This is a genomic window from Dokdonella immobilis (genome assembly GCF_900115085.1).
In the GTDB taxonomy this organism is placed as follows: Bacteria; Pseudomonadota; Gammaproteobacteria; order Xanthomonadales; family Rhodanobacteraceae; genus Dokdonella; species Dokdonella immobilis.
In genome coordinates, this window is the sequence record NZ_FOVF01000024.1 from 30,458 (window position 1) to 54,658 (window position 24,201).

Annotated in this window: 20 protein-coding genes; 9 read left to right on the top strand and 11 right to left on the bottom strand. The window is 68.1% G+C overall.

The window, feature by feature from the left end:
* Positions 1-260: 260 nt before the first annotated feature.
* Complete coding sequence (locus BM125_RS14520) at positions 261-578, top strand: ElaB/YgaM/YqjD family protein (RefSeq protein WP_092409248.1); 318 nt, start codon at positions 261-263, stop codon at positions 576-578.
* A gap of 135 nt (positions 579-713) precedes the next feature.
* On the opposite strand, the gene BM125_RS14525 is transcribed toward BM125_RS14520, so the two are convergent.
* Entirely contained in the window at positions 714-1,262 is a 549-nt protein-coding gene (locus BM125_RS14525; protein ID WP_245778937.1) for a GNAT family N-acetyltransferase, read from the bottom strand.
* Positions 1,263-1,598: 336 nt separating this feature from the next.
* On the opposite strand from BM125_RS14525, the gene BM125_RS14530 reads away from it, so the two are divergent.
* Positions 1,599-2,438, top strand: a complete 840-nt coding sequence (locus BM125_RS14530) for a universal stress protein (RefSeq protein ID WP_175498107.1) — start codon at positions 1,599-1,601, stop codon at positions 2,436-2,438.
* A gap of 50 nt (positions 2,439-2,488) precedes the next feature.
* On the opposite strand, the gene BM125_RS14535 is transcribed toward BM125_RS14530, so the two are convergent.
* Positions 2,489-3,055: a GNAT family N-acetyltransferase gene (locus BM125_RS14535; RefSeq protein WP_092409252.1), complete on the bottom strand. Its 567-nt coding sequence runs from the start codon at positions 3,053-3,055 to the stop codon at positions 2,489-2,491.
* Between the two features lie 347 nt (positions 3,056-3,402).
* On the opposite strand from BM125_RS14535, the gene BM125_RS14540 reads away from it, so the two are divergent.
* Positions 3,403-4,122, top strand: coding sequence for a helix-turn-helix domain-containing protein (locus BM125_RS14540; RefSeq protein ID WP_092409254.1), 720 nt, complete (start codon positions 3,403-3,405; stop codon positions 4,120-4,122).
* Here the strand turns inward: BM125_RS14540 and BM125_RS14545 are convergent.
* The 5 genes from BM125_RS14545 to BM125_RS14565 all read right to left on the bottom strand — a co-directional run bounded on the left by BM125_RS14545 (position 4,097) and on the right by BM125_RS14565 (position 10,363).
* Complete coding sequence (locus BM125_RS14545; RefSeq protein ID WP_092409256.1) at positions 4,097-6,073, bottom strand: ATP-binding protein; 1,977 nt, start codon at positions 6,071-6,073, stop codon at positions 4,097-4,099. The two genes, BM125_RS14540 and BM125_RS14545, sit on opposite strands and share 26 nt — an antisense overlap.
* Positions 6,070-6,819, bottom strand: coding sequence for a winged helix-turn-helix domain-containing protein (locus tag BM125_RS14550; protein ID WP_092409258.1), 750 nt, complete (start codon positions 6,817-6,819; stop codon positions 6,070-6,072). The genes BM125_RS14545 and BM125_RS14550 overlap by 4 nt, the downstream gene beginning before the upstream one ends.
* Positions 6,820-7,021: 202 nt before the next feature.
* Positions 7,022-8,005: a zinc-dependent alcohol dehydrogenase family protein gene (locus BM125_RS14555; protein WP_092409260.1), complete on the bottom strand. Its 984-nt coding sequence runs from the start codon at positions 8,003-8,005 to the stop codon at positions 7,022-7,024.
* A gap of 108 nt (positions 8,006-8,113) precedes the next feature.
* Entirely contained in the window at positions 8,114-8,887 is a 774-nt protein-coding gene (locus tag BM125_RS14560) for an SDR family NAD(P)-dependent oxidoreductase (RefSeq protein ID WP_092409262.1), read from the bottom strand.
* 144 nt (positions 8,888-9,031) lie between these two features.
* Positions 9,032-10,363, bottom strand: coding sequence for an erythromycin esterase family protein (locus BM125_RS14565; RefSeq protein WP_092409264.1), 1,332 nt, complete (start codon positions 10,361-10,363; stop codon positions 9,032-9,034).
* A 138-nt stretch (positions 10,364-10,501) separates the two neighbouring features.
* On the opposite strand from BM125_RS14565, the gene BM125_RS14570 reads away from it, so the two are divergent.
* The gene (locus BM125_RS14570; RefSeq protein WP_092409266.1) at positions 10,502-11,830 is read left to right on the top strand and encodes an alpha/beta fold hydrolase; all 1,329 of its coding nucleotides are present in this window, start codon (positions 10,502-10,504) and stop codon (positions 11,828-11,830) included.
* A gap of 83 nt (positions 11,831-11,913) precedes the next feature.
* Here BM125_RS14570 and BM125_RS14575 read toward each other — a convergent pair whose 3' ends face one another.
* Positions 11,914-13,746: an adenosylcobalamin-dependent ribonucleoside-diphosphate reductase gene (locus BM125_RS14575; protein WP_217647883.1), complete on the bottom strand. Its 1,833-nt coding sequence runs from the start codon at positions 13,744-13,746 to the stop codon at positions 11,914-11,916.
* Positions 13,747-13,944: 198 nt separating this feature from the next.
* Between BM125_RS14575 and BM125_RS14580 the strand changes: the two genes are divergently transcribed.
* Complete coding sequence (locus tag BM125_RS14580) at positions 13,945-14,292, top strand: hypothetical protein (RefSeq protein ID WP_139225024.1); 348 nt, start codon at positions 13,945-13,947, stop codon at positions 14,290-14,292.
* Positions 14,293-14,321: 29 nt separating this feature from the next.
* On the opposite strand, the gene glgA is transcribed toward BM125_RS14580, so the two are convergent.
* Positions 14,322-15,881, bottom strand: coding sequence for a glycogen synthase GlgA (gene glgA, locus BM125_RS14585; RefSeq protein ID WP_092409270.1), 1,560 nt, complete (start codon positions 15,879-15,881; stop codon positions 14,322-14,324).
* Positions 15,878-17,794, bottom strand: a complete 1,917-nt coding sequence (glgB, locus tag BM125_RS14590; protein ID WP_217647884.1) for a 1,4-alpha-glucan branching protein GlgB — start codon at positions 17,792-17,794, stop codon at positions 15,878-15,880. The genes glgA and glgB overlap by 4 nt, the downstream gene beginning before the upstream one ends.
* A 12-nt stretch (positions 17,795-17,806) precedes the next feature.
* Here glgB and BM125_RS20275 point away from each other — a divergent pair, with 12 nt between their 5' ends.
* The 4 genes from BM125_RS20275 to malQ are packed head-to-tail and all read left to right on the top strand — an operon-like array spanning position 17,807 to position 22,381.
* On the top strand, positions 17,807-17,971 hold the full coding sequence (locus tag BM125_RS20275) for a hypothetical protein (RefSeq protein WP_175498102.1): 165 nt from the start codon (positions 17,807-17,809) through the stop codon (positions 17,969-17,971).
* A 12-nt stretch (positions 17,972-17,983) separates the two neighbouring features.
* The gene (glgC, locus tag BM125_RS14595; protein ID WP_092409274.1) at positions 17,984-19,252 is read left to right on the top strand and encodes a glucose-1-phosphate adenylyltransferase; all 1,269 of its coding nucleotides are present in this window, start codon (positions 17,984-17,986) and stop codon (positions 19,250-19,252) included.
* Complete coding sequence (locus tag BM125_RS14600; protein WP_092409276.1) at positions 19,242-20,912, top strand: glycoside hydrolase family 57 protein; 1,671 nt, start codon at positions 19,242-19,244, stop codon at positions 20,910-20,912. Before glgC ends, BM125_RS14600 begins: the two co-directional genes overlap by 11 nt.
* Positions 20,909-22,381 carry a 4-alpha-glucanotransferase gene (malQ, locus tag BM125_RS14605; protein ID WP_092409278.1) on the top strand — a complete coding sequence of 491 codons (1,473 nt, stop codon included), beginning with the start codon at positions 20,909-20,911 and terminating at the stop codon, positions 22,379-22,381. Before BM125_RS14600 ends, malQ begins: the two co-directional genes overlap by 4 nt.
* On the opposite strand, the gene glgP is transcribed toward malQ, so the two are convergent.
* Entirely contained in the window at positions 22,349-24,139 is a 1,791-nt protein-coding gene (gene glgP, locus BM125_RS14610) for an alpha-glucan family phosphorylase (protein WP_217647885.1), read from the bottom strand. The genes malQ and glgP overlap by 33 nt on opposite strands.
* Positions 24,140-24,201: the final 62 nt, after the last annotated feature.

Genomic DNA, 24,201 nt, shown 5'->3' on the forward strand with positions numbered 1-24,201 from the left:
TGCTTGCACTTGTCTTGGCACCGAGGGGTTCGGTGTACATCGGGAAGTCTCCGGCGGACGAATGCCACTGTGCCGGGAATCGCCGACGGCCTCCTTGACCACGATCAAGCCATGCGCCTCGCTGCACGAACGCATGCACGAGCTGTCCTGGCCGGTGCGGATGCATGTTTGACCCTGGTCAATGTCCGGCCCGGGTGGAGCGCGCATCGTGCCCTCGACACTGGCTCGCGTTCCGCGGCCGATGAACGAAGGAGACTCACATGTACGGATCCAACCGATCGACACCGGAGCGTCGCCGGCTCCGCGAGAGCTTCGAGGATGTCATGGAAGCGGCGGAGGACCTGCTGGCGGCGACCACGAGCGAAACCAACGCCGAATATCGCAAGGTGCGCGACGCACTCGAAGCCAGGGTTGGCGCGGCAAAGGAGCGAATCCGCGAGCGCGCACGCGACGTCGCCGACGAGACGAGGGAGATCGGCAGGCGTGGCGACGAGTTCGTGCACGTCAATCCGTGGACCTCGATCGGCATCGGCGCCGGCGTCGGTCTCCTGCTCGGTCTCGTGCTGCGCCGGCACTGAGCGAGCAAGAGCTTCGATCGGGACGCGCCACGCGGCGACTGACCGGTTCGCTGCCGCAGTTCTCGGCGCTCCTGCTCGAATGGCTGCACGCGAATCCCGCGCCGGGCCGTCGCCCGCGAACGGCGCGCGACGACTTCACTCGATGATCAGCTCGAAGGTCAGCACGTTGGGATCTTCCGGGTCCGGCCGGCTGCGGAATCCAAGATGCTCGGCGAGCCGATGCGTGTCGGCGCAGCGCGCGGCATCGCTCGCATACATGCGCCGGATGCCGCGCGTGCGCGCAATGTCGATCAGGTGCCGCATCAGCAATCGCCCGATGCCACGACGTTTCCAGTCCGGATCGACGGCGACCGCGCAGTCGCAATGGGTGCCGTCATCGCTGGCACGATAGCGCGCCACGCCGATCTCGGGACCGTCGGCCTGACCGGCAAGGGCGATCAGGGCCACTTCGGTGTCGGGGTCGACGCGGGTCAGCTCGCGCACCACATCGGAATCGACATCCTTGATCAGGCCGAGAAACCGGTAGCCCTGGGCCTCGGGCGACAAGCGGGCGAGAAACGCGCGCTCCCGCACGAGATCGTCCGGCCCGATCGGGCGGATATGCACGCGATGCCCGTCGCCGAGACGCTCGGTCCAGCGCATCGCATCGATGTCGCGATCGGCATCCTGTTGTGGTTTGCTCATGGCGCTTCTCCCCGAGGGATGGCAGGCGGGCATGCTAGCCAGTATCGCGCCGCTTGCAGGCTGGGCCTTGATGCACGTCAACCCCGGGCGTGTCCCTGGCCATGGCGCGGTCTCCATGTCGTGCGAACCCGTCTTCGATGATCGCGAGCCGGTGGATCGGGTCCAACGCCCCCGGGTCGGGGGCCCGGGCAGACCCAATTCCGCCTCCCTCGGCAGGCGGCCTCTCGATCCAGCGAGGTCCATGCCCAGGATCGGTGATCGAAAGACTTGATCGGGATCAACTGCGCAGTCCGCGAAAAGCCGCCTACTGGTCACCGTTCAATGCGGAAGTCCTCCATGCCCAACGATCTGTTGCTACCGATGACCTCGACGGCCGGCGACGCTGACGCACTCGCGGCGGGCATCGCTCTCGCGGACGCCTTCGGCGCCCGCCTCACCGTGCTCGAGATGGTGAGCCTGCCGAAGCTGGTCGGAAATCCGTGGGATCTCTCGCCGGACCTGGCTCTTGTCGACACCTACAAGCGCCTGCGCGCGCAAGCCGAGATCAATGTCGATCGCCTCAAGGCGCGCCTGGACGGGGGTGCGGTGGCGAACGAGGTCAGACTGGTCGAAGCTGCGTTCGCAGCGCCGGAAAGGGTCGCCGCCCACCATGCCCACTACGCCGACCTGTGCCTCGTCGCCGGGCCGGATGCCGGCGTCGACGGCGAACTGGCCAGGGCCTACTTCTCCGCCTTGCTGCTCGGTTCCGGCAGGCCGGTGCTGATGGTGCCGCCCGGTTCGCGGGCGCAATTGCCGGCGCACCGCGTCGTCGTTGCCTGGCGACCGTCGCGCGAATCCGCCCGAGCGATCCACGATGCCCTGCCGCTGCTCAAGCTCGCCGACCACGTCGACGTCCTCGTCGTCGATGCCGCCGGTGGCGAGCTCTCGCACGGCGAGGAACCGGGTTCGGACGTCGCTGCGCACCTGGCCAGGGAAGGCGTCAAGGTGAACGTCGTGCGGCGCGATTCGGGTTCGCGCCCGGTGGGCTCGATACTGCTGGAACATGCGCGTGAAACCCTCGCCCAGATGATCGTGGCGGGCGGCTACGGCCATTCCAGGTTGCGCGAATGGGCGCTGGGCGGCGTGACGCGCGAATTGCTGATGTCCGCGCCGATTCCGGTGCTGTTTTCGCATTGAGGCGCAAGGCTCGGCCGCGCCGATGGATCCGCCGCGCGCACCCGCCCGCTTCAACACTGACGGGTCAGATGCAGCTGGTGCAGGATTTGCGCCGGGTTCGCCTCGTCGTGCCATGCGCGGAACTCCAGCGAATGCAGCAGATCGGTCACCGCGTGCTCCTCGGGCGCGCACGAGGCCCGCAGGTCCTGCATGCCCAGCAATGAGGAAATCCAGACGAGATGGCGCATCAGCACGGTGCCGAGTCCCTTGCCGAGCCATTCCCGTTCGGCGACGACATCGCAGCGGCAGCGCAGGCCGCGATCGAACGATCGCAACTCGGCGATGCCGATGGTGCGCTCTCCCGAGATGTCATGCGCGACGGCCACGAACGTCCTGCGTTCGATCGGCGCGGTCGCATCGTCCGGATATTCGGCTGGCAGCCCGGCAACCTGCCCGAACACGCTCACCGACACGATGTCGCCGGAGGGGAAAGCGGCCGTTCCGTGCGGCTCGCCCGACGTTGCCGCATCGGCCCGATCGAGGCTGCGAATCTCGATCGGATTGTGATCGCCCAGCACTTCGGTCCAGCGCGATTCCTGGGTCGACGGTTTCGGGTGATCGAGCGCGTATCGGTTCATTGAGCGGCATTCATGCACTGGGTCTTCCGGCAGGCGGATCATTGCTCACGTTGCGGTGTCGTCGTATTGACTGGCGTCAATAAGGCGCTGCATACGGCCCGGGCAGACTCATGGTGGCAGGACGGCCCTGCCGCGGTGCAATCCATCGATCCGCGCCTCGCACCGACTGCCGCGTTACGAAATGTTACCGATCGTTACCCGGCCGTCGTCGGGGCGATATGCATCGGCTGCAGGATGAAAACCCTCATCCCGGCAAGGATCTTCCTCCGATGTTGAACGTATCGAGCGACGTCCAGCGTCAATTCGCGGTCCATCCGACCTTCACGGCGCGGTGTGGAATAGACGGAATGGAAGGACTCGTAGGGCGCACGTCCTTCGTGCGCAGGAAGGTGAAATGCCGGGAACACCTGTTCCATGCCGGACAGCCGAGGCGCTCGTTGTTCCTCGTGCATGCCGGCACCTTCAAGATCTCGATGGTCACTGCCGATGGCCGCGAAAAGGTCGCCGGATTCCGTTATGCGGGCGAACTCCTCGGGCTCGATGCGCTGGACATTCCGAGCTACGCCTGCGACGTGGTCGCCCTCGAAGACGCCGAAGTGTGGGAACTGCCGTGTTCGGAGCTGACCGAGGAGCGGTTCGAATTCGTGCGCTGGATCACCTCGACCCTCGCCAGCGAGGTTCGCCGCGACTGGAACTGGATGCTGACCCTCGGAACGCTGAACGCCGAACAGCGGGTCACCGCGTTCCTGCTCGACCTGGCGGCACGCATGGCGTCGATGGGATTCAGCGAGCGCCGCTTCCTGCTGCGCATGACCCGCGCCGATATCGGCAGTTTCCTGGCGATCAAGCTCGAGACCGTCACGCGCGCCCTCTCGAGGCTGCAGACACGCGGAATGATCTCGGTCAGAGGGCGTTCCATCGACCTGCTCGACGCGGCCCGGATGCGCGCGAGCCTGGAGAGCGAGGACCGGGCCGGGCAGGTGCGCATGCCGAGGCGCCGCGCCGCTGGCGGGCTACCGTTCACTTCGACGGGGCGAAGCGTCACGGCTCTCCAAGCAGCCGCCTGATCGCCGAAAGCAACTGTTCGCGCCGATACGGCTTGCGCAACAACTCGAACTCCGCCGCTTCCGTCGTGTCGTCCTGTTCATAGCCCGACGTCAGCAGGATCGGCATGCCCGGCTTCATTCGACGGATTTGCGCGGCGAGTTGCTTGCCGTTCTGACCGGGTCCGAGCATCACGTCGGTGAATACCAGCGCGATTTCCGGCGCCTCGAGCAACACCTGCTGCGCATCCTCGGCGCTGGCTGCGGTCAGGACCCGGTAGTTCGACGCGCCCAGGAAGGCGACGCAGATACTGCGCACCGCGGCATCGTCCTCGACCACCAGGATCGTCTCGCCGCCGCCCAACCGCGGCTGCAGGTCCGGCAGCGCGCGTTGCACGGCGCTGCGTGTCGCCGGCAGGAACAACGCAACCCGGGTGCCTTGACCGACCGAACTCTCGATCCGCAGGTTCCCGCCGCTCTGCTTGGCGAATCCGTAGACCATGCTCAGGCCGAGCCCGCTGCCGCGGCCCGAGGCCTTGGTCGTGAAAAACGGTTCCATCGCCCGCGACAGGACCTCGGGAGACATCCCGTGGCCGGTGTCGATGACGCTGATGAGAAGGTAGTGGCCGACCTGGAGTTCATGATGGCCATGGCTGGCGTCGACAAGGATGGTTTTCGCACGGACCGTGACCGTACCGCCGCCCGGCATCGCATCTCGGGCGTTGAGGACGAGATTGACGAGGGCGGTCTCGAGCTGGCTCGAGTCCACGAATGCCGCGGGAAGATCGTCTTCGACTTCGATTTCCAGATGGATCGATTCGCCGAGCGTGCGCCTGAGCATCACACCCACGTCATCGAGCAGGGCAGGCAGGTCGGTCGCCTGCGGTAGCAGTTGCTTCCTGCGCGCGAACACGAGCAGCTTGGAGGTCAGCTCCGCGCCGCGCGACGTCGAGCGCAGTGCGGTGCTGATGAACTCGCGGGCGCCCTGTCCATTCGGTTCCATTTCCAGCATCTGCAGGCTGCCGGAAATGACCGTGAGCAGATTGTTGAAATCGTGGGCGATGCCGCCGGTGAGCTGACCGAGCGCGTCGATTCGTTGCGCGTGGGCCAGTTGGTCTTCGGTCTGCCGGCGTTGCACGAATACGGCGAGCAGGTTGGCGACCGAGCGAAGCAGGTGCAGGGCGTCGTGGTCAAACCGCCGCAGTTGCCGTGAACAGGCGATGATCGCGCCGATGCTGCGGTCCCGATCGAGCAGCGGCATCAGTGCGCCACTGCCTTCGCGCGCATGGAGCAGGGAACAGGCCAACGGGTGATCGTCGGCGCCGAGGTCGTCGACGACGACCGGGACACCTGCAGCCAGCGCGGCCGCCAGGGCATCGCCATCGATCGGTCCGAGCGCAGGATCCAGGCCGATCGCCGCGCGAATCTCGGCCGGACCGCCCGGCCGTATCAGGGCAATCACCACCGTTTCGAGCTGCAGGGCGTCGGCGAGCACCCGCGGCACGTATCCGAACACATCGGCCACGTCGTCCGCCTCCAGCGCCAGTTGCCCGATGCTGGCGACGATCGCATCGTAGCCGTTGCGAACCAGCGCCTGCCGGGCGCGCTGGGTCTCCGAGACATCGCGGATCGAAGCGAGATAACGCATCTCGGTACCGCTGCCGAGCGGGCTCAGCGCGATCTCGACCGGGAACTCCGTGCCATCCCTGCGCAGGCCGACGAGGACCTGCCCGCTCGCGCCCATCGGACGGACCCGGGGCGCGGACATGTAGCCGGCGCGGTGGGCGCGATGGCGTTCGCGAATCCCTGTCGGCAGCAGATCCTCGATCAGGGCCCCGCTCAGGCGCTCCGGCGGATAGCCGAACATTCGTCCGGTCTGTCGGTTGGCCAACGTGATCCGGCCCTCCCCATCGACGACGATCAAGGCATCGGGAACGGCATCGAACAGCCCATGGAACAGGGCTTCCGCGCTCATGCCTTGCGCACCTCGGCCGCCAGCATGTAGCCCGCCCCGCGCACCGACTTGATCAGGGATGGCTGTTCCGTGTCGTCGCCGAGCCTGCGCCGCAGCCGTCCGATCTGCACGTCGATGGAACGATCATAGGGCCCGGCATCGTGGCCATGGACGTGGTTCATCAGCTGGTCGCGGCTCAGCACCTGTCCCGGGTGGGCGAGCAGCGCCTGCAGCAAGGCGAATTCGCCGGCCGTGACAGGCAACTCCTGCCCGCTCGGTGCGATCAGGCGGCGCGACTTCGGATCGAGCACGAATCCGGCGAAGCGGATGGTTCCGCCAGCCGGGGCGTCAGCCGCGCGGGGTCCGGCCCCGAACCGGCGAAGGACGGAGCGGATGCGGGCGACGAGTTCGCGAAAGTCGAACGGCTTGGTGATGTAGTCGTCCGCGCCGAGTTCGAGGCCGACGACGCGCTCGACCGCATCGCCGCGGCCGGTGACGACGATGACCGGGCCGCGCCAGTCCGATTGCAGGAACTTGAGGTGGACCAATCCATCCTCGTCGGGCAGGCCCAAGTCGAGCAGGACCACGTCGATCGACGCATCGGCGATCGCGATCCGCGACTGAGCAGCCGTGCCTGCGGTGACGACATCGAACCCGTGCGTTTCCAGGTAACGGCTCAATAACCCGCGGATTTCCTCGTCGTCATCCACCACGAGGACCGTGACGCGTCCTTGCGCGGGCTTTGACCCGGATTGATTGGCGGGCATCGACGTTCACCCCTTTAGCCAACGACGGAGGACTGGCTCGGGTCTACGGTTTTCCCGAGGATCATGAGCGCATCGCAGGGTCCGCGCAACTGTCGTCGATCGGGCCATCCCTGGAGCCGCGACGCCGCAGAGCCGGGCGAACAGAAATTCAGAAGTCCACGTATTGCCGACTGGCTTGTCCAGCGTGCCGCAAGCAGGCGCATCAGGGAACGAGCACCGCCGCGCCTTGAACACGGCCGTTTCGCAATGCGTCCAGAGCATCGTTGGCCTGTCCCAGCGGGAAACGCATCGTCTCGCAGCGGACGCCCGCCTGCGGCGCAACACGCAGGAAGTCGAACGCATCCCGGCGAGTCAGGTTGGCCACCGACACGAGCTGGCGTTCCTCCCAGATCAAGCGATAGGGAAAAGTTGGAATGTCGCTCATGTGGATGCCCGCACAGACGACCCGACCGCCCTTGCGCACGGCACCCAGGGCCGGCGGGACCAGGCTCCCAACCGGCGCGTAGAGGATCGCTGCATCGAGTGGCTCGGGGCATGATTCGTCCGATCCGCCCGCCCACTCCGCGCCGAGGCTGCGCGCAAACGCCTGCGCGGCGTGATCGCCGGGTCGCGTGAATGCGAACACGCGGCGCCCCTGCCAACGGGCGACCTGGATCACGATATGCGCGGCCGCGCCAAAGCCGTACAGGCCGAGGCGCCCGCCCTTGCCGGCCGCCACCAGCGAGCGCCAGCCAATCATGCCGGCACAAAGCAGCGGGGCGAGCGCGACGTCCTCGCCCTCGACCTCGAGCGGAAACGTGTAGCGCGCATCGGCAATGGCATGGCTGGCAAAACCGCCGTCGCGCGTGCAGCCGGTAAACTGTGGCCAATCGCAGAGGTTTTCGCGTTCGTCGCGACAATAGGCGCACTCGCCGCAGGTGTGTCCGAGCCACGGAATGCCGACCCGCATACCGATGGCGAGTCCATGCACGCCCGCTCCGACGGCATCGACGTAGCCGACGATCTCGTGACCGGGAACGACCGGCAATCGCGCCTGCGGAAGTTCGCCATCGACCAGGTGCAGATCGGTACGGCAGACGCCGCAGGCGCCGACCCGCACCCGGATCTCGCCTGGAGCGGGGACCGGGTCAGGGCGTTCCTCGGCTACCAGGGGTGTTCCGGTGGCGCGCAATACCATCGCATGCATCGCATTTCTCCCGGCGTAAGGTGGGCGCGGTCTCGCCCGGGAACGGGCAATCAGGTCCCGGCCTGCCGGGGCCATCGCGGAAAGCGGGCCAGTTCGTTCTCGGCGGCGTCAATGCGCGGTGTATCCGCCATCGATCACGAGTTCGCTGCCGGTGACGAACTTCGACTCGTCCGACGCCAGGTAGACCACGCCCCAGGCGATGTCGTCGGGCTCACCCATGTGCCCGAGCGGATGCAGGGCATCGACCTCGCGATAGGCAGCCTCCAGATCGGTGGCGCCACCGTCGCGCACGTGGTGTTCGACCATCGGCGTGCGGATGAAGCCGGGGTGCACCGAATTGACGCGGATGCGATCGCCCGCATAGAACATGGCGTCGGTCTTGGTCATGAGCCGCACGGCGCCCTTGGCCGCATGGTAGGGCGGCACGTCGGCGGCGCCGACGAGGCCGTAGATCGACGAAAGATTGATGATGCTGCCGCCACCCGCGCGGCGCAGGTGCGCAATCGCATGCTTGGTGCAGAAGAAGACACCCTTGACGTTGATCGCCTGCACGCGATCCCACTCGGCTTCGCTCAGTTCATGGGTCGGCTTGCTCGGGCCGGCGATACCGGCATTGTTGACGAGGACGTGGATGCCGCCGAAGCGTTCGGCGACGGCCTCGGTCGCTGCCTTGACCTGCGCTTCGGCGGCGACATCCACATGCCAGTAGCCGGCGTCGCTGCCGGCGGCGCGAAGTGAGGCCGCCAGCGCCTCGCCTTCCTGGTCGAGCACGTCGAACAACGCGATGCGGGCGCCTTCCTGGGCCAGTCGCAGCGCGCACGCGTGGCCGATACCGAGCGCCGCGCCGGTGATGATGCAGACCTTGTCCTTGACGCGATCCATGAACCGATCTCCTGGGCGACCGGACGTTTGGCGCCGATCAGAAATGGATGGCCAGTCTGGCGGCAATCCGCGCGCGCGGCGTTGACCCTGGTCAAGCCGCCGCCGCCGCGGCCCGGGTCGAGCCCGCCGGATGCCGTGCCGGCCTCAGAGACCCGTCGGCCAGGTCTCCGCCACCTCGTGGTGCTGCCAGTGCCGGGTCACGTCGAACGGTTCGACCACGCTGGTTTCGTCGAGATGGAACACCGCATCGAATTGCGCGCCGACCGAAGCATCGAAGTAATGGCTCATGCGCTCGGTCTCGGGGCGGTAGACGACGCCGATCGCGCGTTCGAGCAGCGGCCCGGACAGGGCGCCGGCCACGGCACCCCGGAGCGGCAGGAAGAACCGGTCGCGGCCGCTGCGATGAAAGGTGTATTCGATGCTGTCGGGATGCGCCGGTCGCACCCAGCGCCGCTCGGCCGGCGCGTCCCAGTCTCGGGCCGCGGTGACGTGTCCGGTATAGGTGGTGAATCCGACCAGCAGGGCCTGGTCCTCGCCGACGCGCTCGCGCACGAGCTGGCCGACGTTCCATTCGCCGTTGCGCCCCATTTCGGTGGCGCGCGCATCGCCGAGGTGCGAGTTGTGCGCCCAGACCACGATGCGGCCTTTCCGGCCTTCGTCGCGCAGGTGCGTGCGCAGGGCCAGCAAGGTGTCGAGCATGTGGGCGTCGCGCAGGTTCCAGGTGTGCACGCGACCGCCGAAGGTCTCGCGATAGTAGCGTTCCGCGTTGCGCACGACATGCGCGTTGCGCTCGGCAAAGAATTGCGCGTCGCGCGCGGCACGTCCGTCTCCCGCCAGATAGGCGGGACCGTTGCGCAGCAGTTCCTGCAGCAGGCGGGTCGCGCCCTCGCGGCAGCTCGGACGCAATCCGTGCGCCGCCTCATAGGCGTAGTCCTGGGGCTCTCGCACGTGGTCGAGACAGGCATAGACGCGACGGGCGATCGCGGCCTGGTCCGGGTCGATGCCCTCGAGGTAGGCGACCACGGCCTCGGCGGAGCGGTAGAGGCTGTAGAGGTCGAGGCCGAAGAAGCCCACGCGGGCATCCGCGGACCGTGCATCATTGTGCGAACGCAGCCAGTCGATGAAGCGCCGAACGTCGCCGTTGCGCCACATCCAGGTCGGAAAGCGCTGGAAATCGCCGAACGCCTCGTCCAGCGTATCGACGTCGCCGCCGCGGGCGTAGCGGTCCAGGCGCAACGCGTCGGGCCAGTCCGCTTCGACCGCAACGGCATCGAAGCCGAGTTCGACGATCAGTCGGCGCGTGATTGCGGCCCGCATCGCATAGAACTCATGGGTCCCGTGGCTGGCCTCGCCGAGCAGCACGAACGGGCGCTCGCCGACCATCTCCAGCAAGGCGTCGTAATCGCGGTCGCCGTCATCGAGCACGCGCGCGTGCTCGCGGATCAGGTTGTGCAGGGTCGGGTGCCGTGTGGTCATGCGGAGCGTTCCTCCCATGCAGGAGCAACAAGCATCCGCCCGTGCGCGAAGCGCGAAGTTGACGAAGATCAAGGCCGCTGGCCGCCGGAGTGGAATGATTCCCGTGCATGGCCGTGATCGAGGCTGGAGGAGACATCGATGGACGCACTGCTGCCGTTTCGCGACCGCGCCGAGGCCGGTCGCCATCTCGCCGCGGCCCTGGCCCGCTTTCGTGGCTCCAGGCCGCTGGTGCTGGCGATCCCGCGTGGCGCCGTGCCGATGGCGCGCCTCATCGCCGACGCCCTGGACGGCGATCTCGACGTGATCCTCGTGCGCAAGCTCGGCGCCCCGGACAACCCCGAATTCGCGATCGGCGCAATCGACGAGAGCGGTGAGACCATGCTGGACGACAATGCGGTGCGATGGTCGGGCGCCGACCGCGACTATCTCCGGCGCGAGGCCGGGCGTCAGCTCGCCCTGATCCGCGAGCGCCGCAGTCTGTATTGCGGCAATCGCCCCGGCATCGATCCGACCGACCGGACCGTGATCGTGGTCGACGACGGCCTGGCGACCGGCGCGACCATGCTCTCGGCCCTGCATGCGCTGCGCGGGCGCCATCCGCGCCATCTGGTGTGCGCCGTGCCGGTGGCGGCGCGCGACAGCCTGGTGCAGGTCGGCCGGGTAGCCGATGAAGTGGTCGTGCTGGCGAGTCCCCCCCATTTCGGTGCGGTCGGTCGCTACTACCGGGACTTCGGCAGCGTGAGCGACGAGGCGGTGATCGCGGCGCTGTCGCCGGGGGCACAGGGCACGAACCATCCGGAACCCGCCTCCGACCAGGCCGTCCATCTGCATGTCGATGGGCAGATCCTCGAAGGCGACCTCGCATCGCCGCCCGACCCGAAAGGACTGGTCATCTTTGCCCATGGCAGCGGCAGCAGTCGCCGCAGCATCCGCAACCGCTTCGTCGCCCAGGCCTTGCGCCGGCGCGGGTTCGCGACGTTGCTGTTCGACCTGCTGACGCCCCACGAAGATCGTGACACCGCGATGCGCTTCGACATCACCTTGCTCGCCGACCGCCTGCGCGCGGCGCTCGATTGGGCGCGGCAGGATCCGGCCTGGCGCGAGCAGCCGATCGCGCTGTTCGGGGCCAGCACCGGAGCAGCGGCCGCGTTGCGGCTGGCTGCGCAACGACCGAGCGAGGTCGTCGCCGTGATATCGCGGGGCGGCCGGCCTGATCTCGCCGGCCCGCAGGCGCTGGCCCGCGTGCGCTCGCCGGTCCTGCTCCTGGTCGGTAGCGCGGATACCGAGGTGCTGGCGCTCAACCGCGACGCGCAGGCGCGTCTCGGCGGACGCGCCGAAGTGGTCGTGGTGCCCGGGGCGACACACCTGTTCGAGGAGCCCGGCACGCTCGAGCAGGTGGCCAGTCTGTCCGCCAATTGGCTGGCGCAGCGGGTGCCCGAGGCAGAGCCCAGCGCGCCGGGGGTCTGATCTCCCGCGCGCTCGCATCCGGTCGTCGCGGCTGGCTATCCAGTGGCACCGATGACCGCTGCGTCGCCCTGCGGCGCGTCGCTTCAGTCGCGGCGACACGCCTGCGGCAGCCGGCAGTCGTCGGCCGCGTACACGTGCCCGGCGGCCGCAACCGCACGATAGGTCGTACAGCCCTTCAGGCCGAGCGAGTGGGCCAGACGGAACAGGGCCTCATGCCGCTGCGGCGGGAAATCGACCGGAATCGTCACCGTCTTGGCAATGGCGTTGTCGACGTGCTGCTGCAGGACCGCCTGCATCCGGATCTGATCTTCCGGCGCGATCTGCCGCACGTCGACGAACGCAGCGGGTAGTGGCGCGTTGGCGCCGAAAAGCGCGCGAAAGCAGGTCAACGCATGGCTCTCGACCGCAACCGTTTCGACAGTTTGCGGCGCGAGCCGGACATTGCGCTGAAGACGCAGGGCAGGTAGCGGCTCGAGGCCGCTCGAGACCCCATTGGCGAGCAGGCTGATGCTGCCGGCTGGCGCGATCGCGAGCAGATGGCTATTGCGCAAGCCGTGACGCGCGATGTCGGCACGCAGATCGTCCGGGAGCCGCGCGACGAATTCACCGCGCACGTGGGCGTTGCCATCAAAAGCCGGAAATGCGCCTTTTTCGCGCGCCAGGGCTACCGAGGCGCGATAGGCCGCAATGCACAGCTCGCGCATCAGGTCGCCGGCGAATCGTCGCGCCGGTTCGCTGTCGTAGCGCAACCCGAGCAGGACCAGGGTGTCGGCCAGGCCCGTGATGCCGAGCCCGATCCGGCGCGAAGCGCGCGCGACCTCGGCATGCCGGGGAGTCGGAAATGCCGACAGTTCGTAGACGTTGTCGAGCAGGCGCACCGCGTCTGCGACCCCGGCGAGCAGGGCCTCGCGATCGAAACGGGCCTGCGCAGTGAATGGATCGTGCACGAAGCGGGTCAGGTTGAACGAACCCAGGTCGCACGCGCCGTGGGCGGGCAGGGGGACCTCGCTGCACGGATTGACCGCGGCGATTTCCTCGGCATAGGCGAGTGGATTCAGGCGCCGGATGGTGTCGATGAAAAGCAGGCCCGGCTCGGAACGCTCGAAACTGCATTGCGCGATCCGTTGCCACAGTCCGGCGGCGGAAACCTGGCCCCACCGACGACACGCTCGCCGGGGACCGTCGAATGCCGGCCAGCTGCGCGCGAGATGACTGTCGCCGACATCGCCCTCCGACGTCGGGAAGACCAGCGGCCAATCGGATGCATGCCGAACGGCGTGCATGAAGGCATCGTCAACGAGCACCGACAGGGTGAATTGGGCCAGGTCGACACCGCCTTTCCTGGCATCGAGGAATGCGGGCAGATCCGGATGATCGCAGCGCAGCGTGCCCATCATTGCGCCATGGCGGAATCTCCCGGCGCTCAAGGCCGCGCACAGGGCATCCCAGAGCGGCAGCAGTGGCAGCGGGCCGCCACGCAGATCGGCTCCGGTCTCCAGCGCGGCGGCATGCGGTGGCACGCCGGAGAAGTCGATGCCCACGCCACCGCCGGCAAGGGTGATCCGGGCCGCCTCGTCGATGCTGTCGAGCATTCCCTGCAAGGAGCCGTCCGGCCTCGCTCCGACGAAGCAGTTGAACAGCACGGCGGTCGACGCCGCGCTGGCGCCTGCCAGCACGCGGCCGCCGGGAAGGAAGCGGAAGTCGCTCATCAGATCGTTGAAGCGGAGCGCCGTCGCATCCTGATCGCGCTTCTCGACCGAAGCCAGTGCGTGCGCGACACGCCGCCAGCTGGCGCGGACATCGGCTTCGGGACGTCCGTCCGCGTCGTGGCGTCGGTAACGGCTGGTCCAGATCCGGTGCGCCAGCGCGGTCCGGATCGGGTCGTCGGCGTTCGGCGGGCCCGGGAACTCGGTCACGACAGCTCTCTCCTCATCGGCGCCATACGGACAGCCTGAGGCTCGCGAGGCGCGGCATCTTGACCTGGATCAGCATGCGGCCGGTCCCGGGCAAGCCCGTCGGTGCTCGCAACGGCGCGCGAAAATGCTGATCTGGGTCAACACGATGCCGTCCGGGCCAGAGCATGCTCGCGCCAATACCCGTGCTCGCGAGATCCAATGAATACCCGAATGGATCAATCCGGCGATACGCCGGCAAGCGCCCCGGCGATCGTCCCCCTCGACGCCACAAGGGCCAGCCTCGACCACGTCCATCGGCACCTCTTGCCACGGCCGGCCGATCGGCCGGCGTATCGACGAAGGCCGCCGCACTCGCGCGAGCCCGAGATGGCACTCGCGCCGAAAGGCGACACCGCCACCCAGCGCGAGCGCTGGACTATCTGGCGGGCCCAGCTCGCCAGCGGTTCGGAGCCGTGCTTCGCCACCGAAAAGCGGTTCCTGTGCGGCGACGACGGCTGCGTCTGGCGCAGCCATTGCCTGCGCCTGCGTGCGGAGTGGCTGCGCTGAGTGGATCGGTGCTTTCTCGGGCGCCGGTGCTAGTGCCCGCGTGCAGGCGAGGACACCGCGACCCGCGGCGACGACGGCTGCGCGTGACTGCCGCCAGCGCATGCAGGGCGCGCATCTGACGGGCGTTGCCCGGCATCCAGCGCGAGCGGCGCTGCGCGCGCTAGCATGGCCGCCCGATAGATCTGCAGATGGAGCCTGGCGCTCTCGCCCCAGTCGAAGCGACGACTCATCGCGCGCTGCATCAGGCCCGCCCATAGGCGGCGATCCGCGTGCGCAGCCACGGCACGGCGGCAGGCTTCGACGAGGGCGGCCGCATCGGCGCGCACCATGTGGAAGCCATCTGCATCCTCGTTCGGTTGCGCGGTCGGTCCGGCATCGATGACGGTGTCGCCGAGCCCGCCGACCGGATTGACGACGGGGATCGCGCCGTAGCGCATCGCGCTCATTTGCGCCAGACCGCACGGTTCGAATCGCGACGGCATCAGGAACAGGTCGCTGGCGGCGAAGATGCGGTGGGCCAAGGCCTCGTCGAAGCCCAGGCGCACGGTCACCTGCGCCGGATAGCGCTCTGCGGCCTCGCGCCAACTCCGCTCCAGCGCGGCGTCGCCGCTGCCCAGCACGACGATGCGCAGCCCCATGGCCAGCAGTTCCGGCAACGCATCGACGACCAGGTCGGCGCCCTTCTGCGGCACCAAGCGCCCGACCATGGCCGCCAGGACTCCCGTGGCCGGACTGTCGGGCTCGGCCCACGCCAGCTCGCGCAGCAAGGCGGATCGGGCGCGGCGCTTTTCCGCCGGCTCCGTGGCCGAGTACGGCGCCTCGATCAACGGATCGTCCTGCGGATTCCAGTTGGCCTCGTCGAGGCCGTTGAGGATGCCGTCGAGGACCTCCGCCCGCTCACGCAGGACGCCGTCGAGGCCCGCACCGAAGGCCGGCGTGAGGATCTCGCGTGCGTAGCCGGGGCTGACCGTGGTCAGCCGGTCGGCGAACACCAGGCCCGCCTTGAGAAACGAAAGTTGCCCCCAGTACTCCGCCGCGCCGTCGTGCAGGGCCCAGCGCGGCAGGCCCAGGCGCGCGCCCGTCGCGAGCGGAAACAGACCCTGGTGGGCGAGATTGTGGATGGTCAGGACCGAGGCGGCCGGGACACGGCACTGCATCAGCAACATCGGTATCAACGCGGTCTGCCATTCGTTGCAATGGACGACGTCGGGACGCCAGCCCAGGCCGAGGGCGTCGTCCGCGATGGCCGTCGCCATGCGGCAAAGTTCAAGGGCGCATTCGGCATCGTCCTCGTAGGGACGGCCGTTGCGATCGGCGTAGATTCCGCTGCGCCGGCGCAGTCGAGGCGTGTCCAGCAGCCACACCGGCGTTCCACATGCTGCGTCGATCGGATGCAGGGCGCAGCCCGCGTCGGACCAGATCGGCGCCGGACCGTCCGTCATTCCGCCGGGTAGCGGGATCAGGAGGCGGACCTCCGCGCCGAGCATGGCCAGGGCCCGCGGCAGCGCGGCGGCGACATCGGCGAGCCCGCCGACCTTCAGCAGCGGCGCGTACTCGGTGGCGACATAGAGGACCTTCAGCGCTCTCATCCGTCCGCCTCCGGTTGCAGCAGCAACGCCGCGAGCGGCGGCAGCGTTGCCAGCACCGAATGCGGCTGGCCTTGCCAGGGCATCGGTTCGGTGTGGACCGCGCCACCATTGCCGAGGCCGCTGCCGCCGTAATGCCGCGAATCGCTGTTGATGCGCTCGCGCCAGCGACCGGGCAACGGCAGGCCGACGCGATAGCCAAAGCGCGGTACCGGCGTGCAGTTGAGGATGATCGCGACCTGTCGACCCTGGTCGCGACGCAAGAATGAAACGACGGAGTGTGGCGCGTCGTGGCAGTCGATCCATTCGAACCCGCTCGCCTCGAAGTCGCCTCGATGCATCGCCGGCTGGTCACGGTAGAGCCGGCTCAGATCGGCGACCAGGGCGCGGATGCCGGCATGATCCGGTTCCGCGGCCTGCCTCCAGTCGAGCGCACGCTGCTCGCTCCACTCGTCCCAGGCGCCGAATTCCTGGCCCATGAACAGCAGCTTGCGACCTGGCCAGGTGAACTGCAGGGCCAGCAGCAGGCGCAGGTTGGCGAACCGTTGCCAGCGATCGCCGGGCATGCGACGCAGCAGGGTGCCCTTGCCGTGCACGACTTCGTCGTGCGAGAGCGGCAGCACGAAGTTCTCGTCGTAGGCGTACAGCCGTCCGAACGTCAGTTCATCCTGATGGTAGCTGCGGTGCACGGGGTCGCGTCCGAAATAGCCAAGCACGTCGTGCATCCAGCCCATGTTCCATTTCATCGAAAAGCCCAGACCGCCGAGCCAGGTCGGCCGCGAGACCGCCGGCCAGGCGCTCGACTCCTCGGCGATCGTGAAAGTCCCGGGGCATTGGCCATGCGTGATGACGTTGAGTTCGCGCAAGAAATCGGTCGCGGCCAGATCCTCGCGACCGCCGAATGGGTTCGGTGTCCATTCGCCGGGACGCCGGCCGTAATCGAGATAGAGCATCGCCGCGACCGCATCGACGCGCAGGCCGTCCAGGTGGAATTCCTCGAGCCAGTAGAGCGCGCTCGACAGCAGGAAACTGCGCACTTCGTGGCGCGCGAAGTTGAAGTGCAGGGTGCCCCAGTCCGGCGTTCCGGCCCGGCGTGGATCGGCGTGTTCGTACAGCGCCGTTCCGTCGAACCGCGCCAAGGCGCCCTCGTCGCGCGGGAAGTGGCCGGGCACCCAGTCCAGGATCACGCCGTAGTGGTGCTGGTGCAGCAGATCGACGAACGCGCGGAAATCGTCGGGCTCGCCGTAGCGGCTGGTCGGGGCGAAGAACCCGGTGCTCTGGTAGCCCCAAGAAGGATCGTGCGGATGCTCGGTGATCGGCAGCACTTCGACGTGCGTGAAGCCGGTATCGGCCAGGTAGGCGACGAGTTGCCCGGCGATCTCGCGGTAGTTCAGGAAGCGGCCATCTTCGCCGCGACGCCAGCAGCCGAGGTGAAGTTCGTAGATGGCCATCGGCGCTTCGCGCCAGTCGGGACGATGGCGCACCCAGTCGTGATCGGCCCAGGCATGGCGTGACGGCGCCGTCACCCGCGCCGCCGTGCCCGGGCGCCGTTCGAAGCTGCGCCCGTAGGGATCGCTCCTGAGCATGAGCGCGCCATCGCGCGCCCGCAGCGCGAACTTGTACAGCGAGCCGGGCCCGACGCCGGGCAGGAACGCCCGCCAGACCCCGCTGTCGTCACATGCCGTCATCCAGTTCCTGGCCACGTCCCAGTCGTTGAAATCACCGGCCACGCTGACTGCCGCCGCATTCGGCGCCCAGACCGCGAAGCGCGTGCCGGGAACACCCTCGAGGATGGCCGAGTGCGCTCCGAGCAAGGTCCAGGCCCGGCAATGCTTGCCGCGGCCAAATTCGGCCAGCGCGTGGGCGTCGTCCATCCGGCGGATCGGATCGGCCTGCGCCGCGGGCATCGCGGACATCATGGATTCCTCTTGTGGCTTTGTTGCGCCGTCGTCGACGGCGGCAGCCGGGCCAGCATGCGCGACGTCCACGACCCGTTTCCTGATCTGCATCAATACCGCGCGACCGGCATCGGCATCGAATGGGGCCAGTCGCGGGTCGTTTCCTGGTGGGCGTCAGCGCGGACCCATGCATGAGGAGGGTCGTGGATGATCGAGCAGGCGTCGCAACGCTTCGTCAGCCTGATGACGCGCGATACGCTTGCGCTCGTGCTGGCCGGCGGCAAGGGCACGCGGCTCGGCGCGCTGACCCAGCGCAGGGTCAAGCCTGCGGTCCCCTTCGGTGGCCGCTTCCGCCTGATCGATTTTCCGCTCTCGAACTGCGTCAACTCCGGCATTCGCCGCATCGGCGTGCTGACCCAGTACAAGGCGCATTCCCTGATCACCCACATCCGGCAAGGCTGGAGCTCGTTCCGTGCCGACTTCGGGGAGTTCGTCGAATTGCTGCCGGCCCAGCAGCGCACCGGCGAAAGCTGGTATTCGGGCACCGCCGACGCGGTGCACCAGAACGCAGACATCATCCGCGCCCATGATTCCCGGTTCGTGCTCGTGCTCGGTGGCGATCATGTCTACAAGATGGATTATGGTGCGCTGCTCGGCATGCACGTCCAGCGCGGCGCCGACGTGACCGTGGCCTGCGTTCCGGTGCCGCGCGAGCAGGCGTGCGCCTTCGGCGTGATGCAGGTCGATGCCGATGGGCGTGTGACCGGCTTCGTCGAGAAACCGCGGGAGCCGCCACCGATGCCGGGCAATCCGGATCTGGCCCTGGCCTCGATGGGGATCTACGTCTTCGATTCGGATTACCTGCTGGCACGGCTCGATGAGGACGCCGCCCGCTCCGAATCGCACCATGACTTCGGCCGCGACCTGATTCCCCGTGCGGTGGCGCACGATACCGTGTACGCGTATGCGTTCCGCGATGCGGCGCGTGACGGTCCGGCCTACTGGCGCGATGTCGGCGATCTGGATGCCTACTGGAGCGCCAACCTGGAACTTCTCGACATCGAGCCGGAACTGAACCTGTACGATCGCCAGTGGCCGATCTGGACCTGGCAGGAGCAGACGCCGCCGGCCAAGTTCGTGCTCGACGACGGTGACCGCTGCGGTCGCGCCGTATCCTCGATGGTTGCCGGAGGCTGCATCATCTCCGGAGCGTTGGTCCGGCATTCACTGCTGTTCTCGTCGGTCATCGTCGACGAAGGCTCGACCGTCGAGGACTCGGTGGTGTTGCCCGAGGCACGCATCGGACGCGACTGCAAGGTCCGCCGGGCGATCCTCGACAGCGGCGTGCACCTGCCGGCGGGCACCACGATCGGCGTCGACGCGGACCAGGACAGCGCGCGCTTCGAGGTCAGCGCAGGCGGCGTCGTCCTCGTCACCGCCGACATGCTCGGCCAGCGTGTGCGCTATGACGGCTGACCGACTGCGCGTGGTCCTGTGCTGGCACATGCACCAGCCCGAGTACCGCGATCCGGGCGACGGCCGCTTCCTGGCGCCCTGGGTCTACCTGCACGCGCTGAAGGACTACACCGACATGGTGGCGCATCTGGAGGCGCACGCCGAAGCCCGCGCGACGATCGATTTCGTTCCGGTGCTGATCGATCAGATCGACGACTACGCGCGCCGCCTCGGCGATGCGCGACGCAGCGGCGTGCCGGTCGGCGACCCGCTGCTCGACGCGCTGGCGCGGCCTGTTGCGGTGGCCGAATCCGAGGCCCGGCAGGCCCTCGTGGAAGCGTGCCTGCATGCACATCGCCAGCGCATGATCGGGCGTCACCCAGCCTACGAACGCCTGGTGGCGCAAGCCGAGTCGATACTCGCGAATCGGGATGCCGCCGGGCCGTTCGACGATGCGCTCATGCTCGACCTGGTGGTCTGGTACCACCTGGCCTGGCTCGGCGAGTCGGTGCGCGGCGATCCGGTCTGCAGGCGGCTGCTGGAAAAGGGCGAGGATTTCGATCTTGCCGACCGCCATGCCCTGATCGATCTGATCCACATGCAGTTGTGCGGCCTGTTCGCGCGCTACGGGAAACTGGCGAGCCAGGGTCGGATCGAACTGGCGACCGCGCCGTATGCGCATCCGATCCTCCCCCTGCTGCTGGATTTCGCCAGCGCCCGCGAGGCGAGACCCGGATTGCCGCTGCCATCGAGCGCACGCTATCCGGGTGGCGACGCCAGCGTGCAGCGGCAACTCGCGCGCGCGCAGGCCGTGCATCGGCGCCACTTCGGCAACGACGCCGCGGGCTGCTGGTCGCCGGAGGCGGCGATCAGCGAGGCCTCGCTCGAACGTCTCGCGGCGGCCGGATTCCGCTGGACCGTTTCGAGCCAGACCGTGCTGCGGCACAGCCTCGACTCGCCGACGGCCGACAGTGACGTCCTGCATCGGCCCTATCGCCTGAATGGAGCTGGCGCCGCCGTCTTCTTTCGCGACGACGAACTTTCGGACCTCATCGGGTTTGCCTACAAGGACTGGGCGGGGCGAGACGCGGCGGCCGACCTGATTGGCCGCCTCGAGGCGATCGCTCGCACACCGGCGGCGCCGGGTCGAGTCGTGGTGCTCGCGCTCGATGGCGAGAACGCGTGGGAACACTACGAGGCCAACGGGGCGAATTTCCTTGCCGCCCTGTACGCCGGGCTCACTGCCCACCCGCTGCTGCAGATGTCCACGCTCGGTGGCTGCCTCGACGATCCCGGCGTGCCTCTGGCCCGACTGCAGCGCGTGATCGCCGGCAGCTGGGTGCATGGCAGCTTCGACACCTGGATCGGTGCGTGCGGCAGGAACCGCGCCTGGGACCTGCTGGGCGAGGCCGCGCGCTGCTTCGATCGGGCCGATCGCGCGCAGCAGGATGCCGCCGAGCGCCAACGCTGCGTGTGCGAAGGCTCGGATTGGTTTTGGTGGCTGAACGAGCACCATGCCGAAGTCGAGGTCGCCCGCTACGAGCGCATCTACCGCCTGCAGCTCGCCGGCCTGTATCGGTTGCTCGGTTGTGAACCTCCCGGCATCCTGCAGGATCGGTTCGCGCATGGCGAGACGGCGTTGGCGCCGGCGCCAACGATGCTGCCGCACCGGCCGCCATGATTCCGTGGCGGCCGACCGGACCGCGGCGGGCCGGGGTATTGCTGCATCCGACCTCGCTGCCCGGGTCGCGGCGCCTGGGCGCACTCGGTGAGGCCGCCTTCGGTTTCCTGGACTTCATGCGGCGCGCGGGCCTGCGCGTCTGGCAGATGCTGCCGCTCGGGCCCGTGCACGAAGACCGCTCTCCCTATCGTTCGCTCTCGCTCGATGCCGGCGGCGAGCACCTGATCTGCCTGCACCAGCTCGGCGATGCGGCGTGGTGGCCCGGTCGCCCGCCTGCGGGCATGAGCCACCATCGCATCCTGGCGAGTGCCGCGCATCGCTTCATCGGGCAGGCGGACGCAGACGAGCGCGAATCCTGCCGCTCCTTCATCGAACGCGAACGCGACTGGCTGGACCCGTACTGCGCCTTTCGCGTCCTGCGCCGCCGCTACCGTGGCCTGGCGTGGCAACAGTGGCCGCCAGTCTGGCGCGACGGCGCCGACGATGCGGTCGCGCGCCTGAACCGATGCGCCGCGGATGAGCTGCAGCGGGAGCGCGTCGTGCAATTCCTGTTCGACCGTCAATGGCGGGCGCTGCACCGCGCAGCATCTACTTGCGGCATCGCCCTCTTCGGGGACGTGCCGTTCTATCCCGCGCTGGACAGTGTCGACGTCTGGCGTCATCGACACCTGTTCCAGCTCGACGCGCGCGGCTGGCCGCTGGCGACGGCCGGCGTACCACCCGACGCGTTCGCGCCCGAAGGCCAGGCGTGGGGCGCGCCGGTGTATGACTGGGCGCGGATGGCCGAAGATGGATTCGCCTGGTGGCGAGCGCGTCTGCGCGTTCAGGGTGCGCGCTTCGACCTGCTCCGGCTTGATCACTTTCGCGGTTTCGAAGCCTACTGGTCGATCCCTTCGGGCGCTGCGGCGGCGCACGGAAGCTGGCAACAGGGTCCCGCCGCGGCGCTGTTTGATGCATTGGCCGCCGAGCCCGGGTTGCCGGCGCTCGTGGCCGAAGATCTCGGCACGATCACTCCGACCGTCGAGGCACTGCGTCGTGCTTTCGCATTGCCTGGCACGCGCGTCCTGCAGTTCGCCTTCGACGGCAACCCGGCCAATCCGCACCTGCCGCGCAATCATGAGGCGGATGCCGTGGCCTATACCGGCACGCATGACAACGACACCCTGGCTGGCTGGTGGAGCCATGCGCCGCCGGCCCAGCGCGATCGCGTTGCATCGATGCTCGGTCTGTCGCTGCGATCCTGCAATCCGCAGCGCCTGATCGAAGCGTTGCTGGCCTCTCCGGCCGCACTCGCGATCTTGCCGATGCAGGACGTGCTCGGCCTCGGCAGCGATGCGCGGATGAACGTGCCGGGGCGGGCGCTGGGCAACTGGCAGTGGCGCCTGCGGCGCGCGGCGCCAATTGCCGGGTGCGCCGATCCGTTGCGGGCGATGCTGTCAGCGAGCGGGCGCCTGCAGCATCGAAGCTGACGCGGCCGGCATTCGCACGCCGGCCCGAATCGCGCCCTCTCGCACGAGGTAGGCCTCGGAGACGTAGCGTCGCATCATGCGATGGGTGTTGAAGTAGTAACCGATCTTGCTGATCGACTGCTTCATCATCCATATCCAATGCGAACGGTCGTTGCGGTAGAGCGGCAGGACGACCTGCTCGAGCCTGTCGTAGAGACGCTCGGCGGTGCCACCCGGGTGGCCGGCGATGCCCCAGCCGGTCACTCCTTCGATGCAACCTTCCAGCCACCAGCCATCGAGGACGCTCAGGTTGAGAACGCCGTTGATGGCGGCCTTCATGCCACTCGTGCCGGACGCTTCCAGAGGTGGCTCCGGGGTATTGAGCCAGATATCGACGCCGGCCACGAGCGGGCGCGCCAGGGCATAGTCGTAGTTCGGCAGGAACACGATGCGGATGTCCGCTGCCAGCTCAGACATGACGGCATGAATGCGATGCACGAGATCGCGTCCGTGCACATCCGCCGGATGTGCCTTGCCGGCGAGCACGAGCTGGAACGGATGCCCTTCGTGGATGCGGCGCAGGCGATCGAGGTCGGCGAACAACAGGCTTGGGCGCTTGTAGGCCGTGATGCGCCTCGCGAAGCCGAGGACCGGCAAGGCCGGGTCGAGCCGGATGCCGGTCCGTTCGGCGATCACCGCGAACAGGTCCTCGCGGGCCTGCTGGTGCGCGTCCCAGACCCGATCGTCGGGCAACAGCTGATCGAAACGCGCCATCAGCTCCGGCTCGTAGGACCAGGCGGGTGCGCACTCGGTGAACAGCGCGGCGAAGGCCGGATGCGCCCAGGTGGCCACGTGCACGCCGTTGGTGACCGCGCGGATGTGATAGTACGGAAACATCTGCGCGGCGACCTCTGCGTGGCGTTTGGCGACGCCATTGACGTAGCCGGACAGGTTCAGCGCCAACTCGGTCATGTTGAGATGATTGGCGCCTGCGACCAGGCGCAACTGCTCGACCGGGAAGTAATCGCCGAGGAGACCTTCGAAGAGGTCATAGGGATAGCGGTCATGGCCGGCCTCGACCGGCGTATGCGTGGTGAAGACGCATTGGCTGCGCACGCGGGCGGCATCGTAGGCGAGCAGGTCGGGGCGGCCCGGGTCCGGCGCGAGTGGATACCGTCGCAGCAGATCGAGCGCGAGCAGGGCCGCGTGTCCTTCGTTCAGATGATAGACCCGAATCGAAAAGCCCAGTGCCTGCAGCACGCGCAGCCCACCGATACCGAGCAGCACTTCCTGCTTGAACCGGTAGGTCTCGTCGCCGCCGTACAGCCGGTCGGTCAGGCCGCGATCGCGCTCGTCGTTCTCGACCAGGTGCGAATCGAGCAGCAGCACGGGGACGCGTTGGCCGTGCATGCCCTCGAGCGGGAAGAGCCACGGCCGCACCCATACTTCGCGCCCCTCCAGGACGACCGCGACCTTGGCCCGCAGCGGTGTCGCCAATTCCTCGAGCGGCCACGGATCGGCCCGTTCGACCTGGTTGCCGGCCGCATCGATCTCCTGGGCCAGGTAACCGAGACGGCTGGCCAGGGTCACGAACACCACCGGCAGGTCGAGGTCGAGGCAGGCACGCGCGGTGTCGCCGGCGAGGATGCCGAGGCCGCCGCTGTAGGTGTGCATCTTCGGGTCGAGCGCGATCTCCATCGAAAAGTAGGCGATCTGCATCTGGCCCAGATACGGGCCGATGGTCGCCAGGGAAGCAGACGCTGCCGGGAACGGGTCCACCGTCGTCACCTCATCGCTTAGTCGCGTCGTTGACGGCACTCGCCGACGATGGGCCAAGGCGC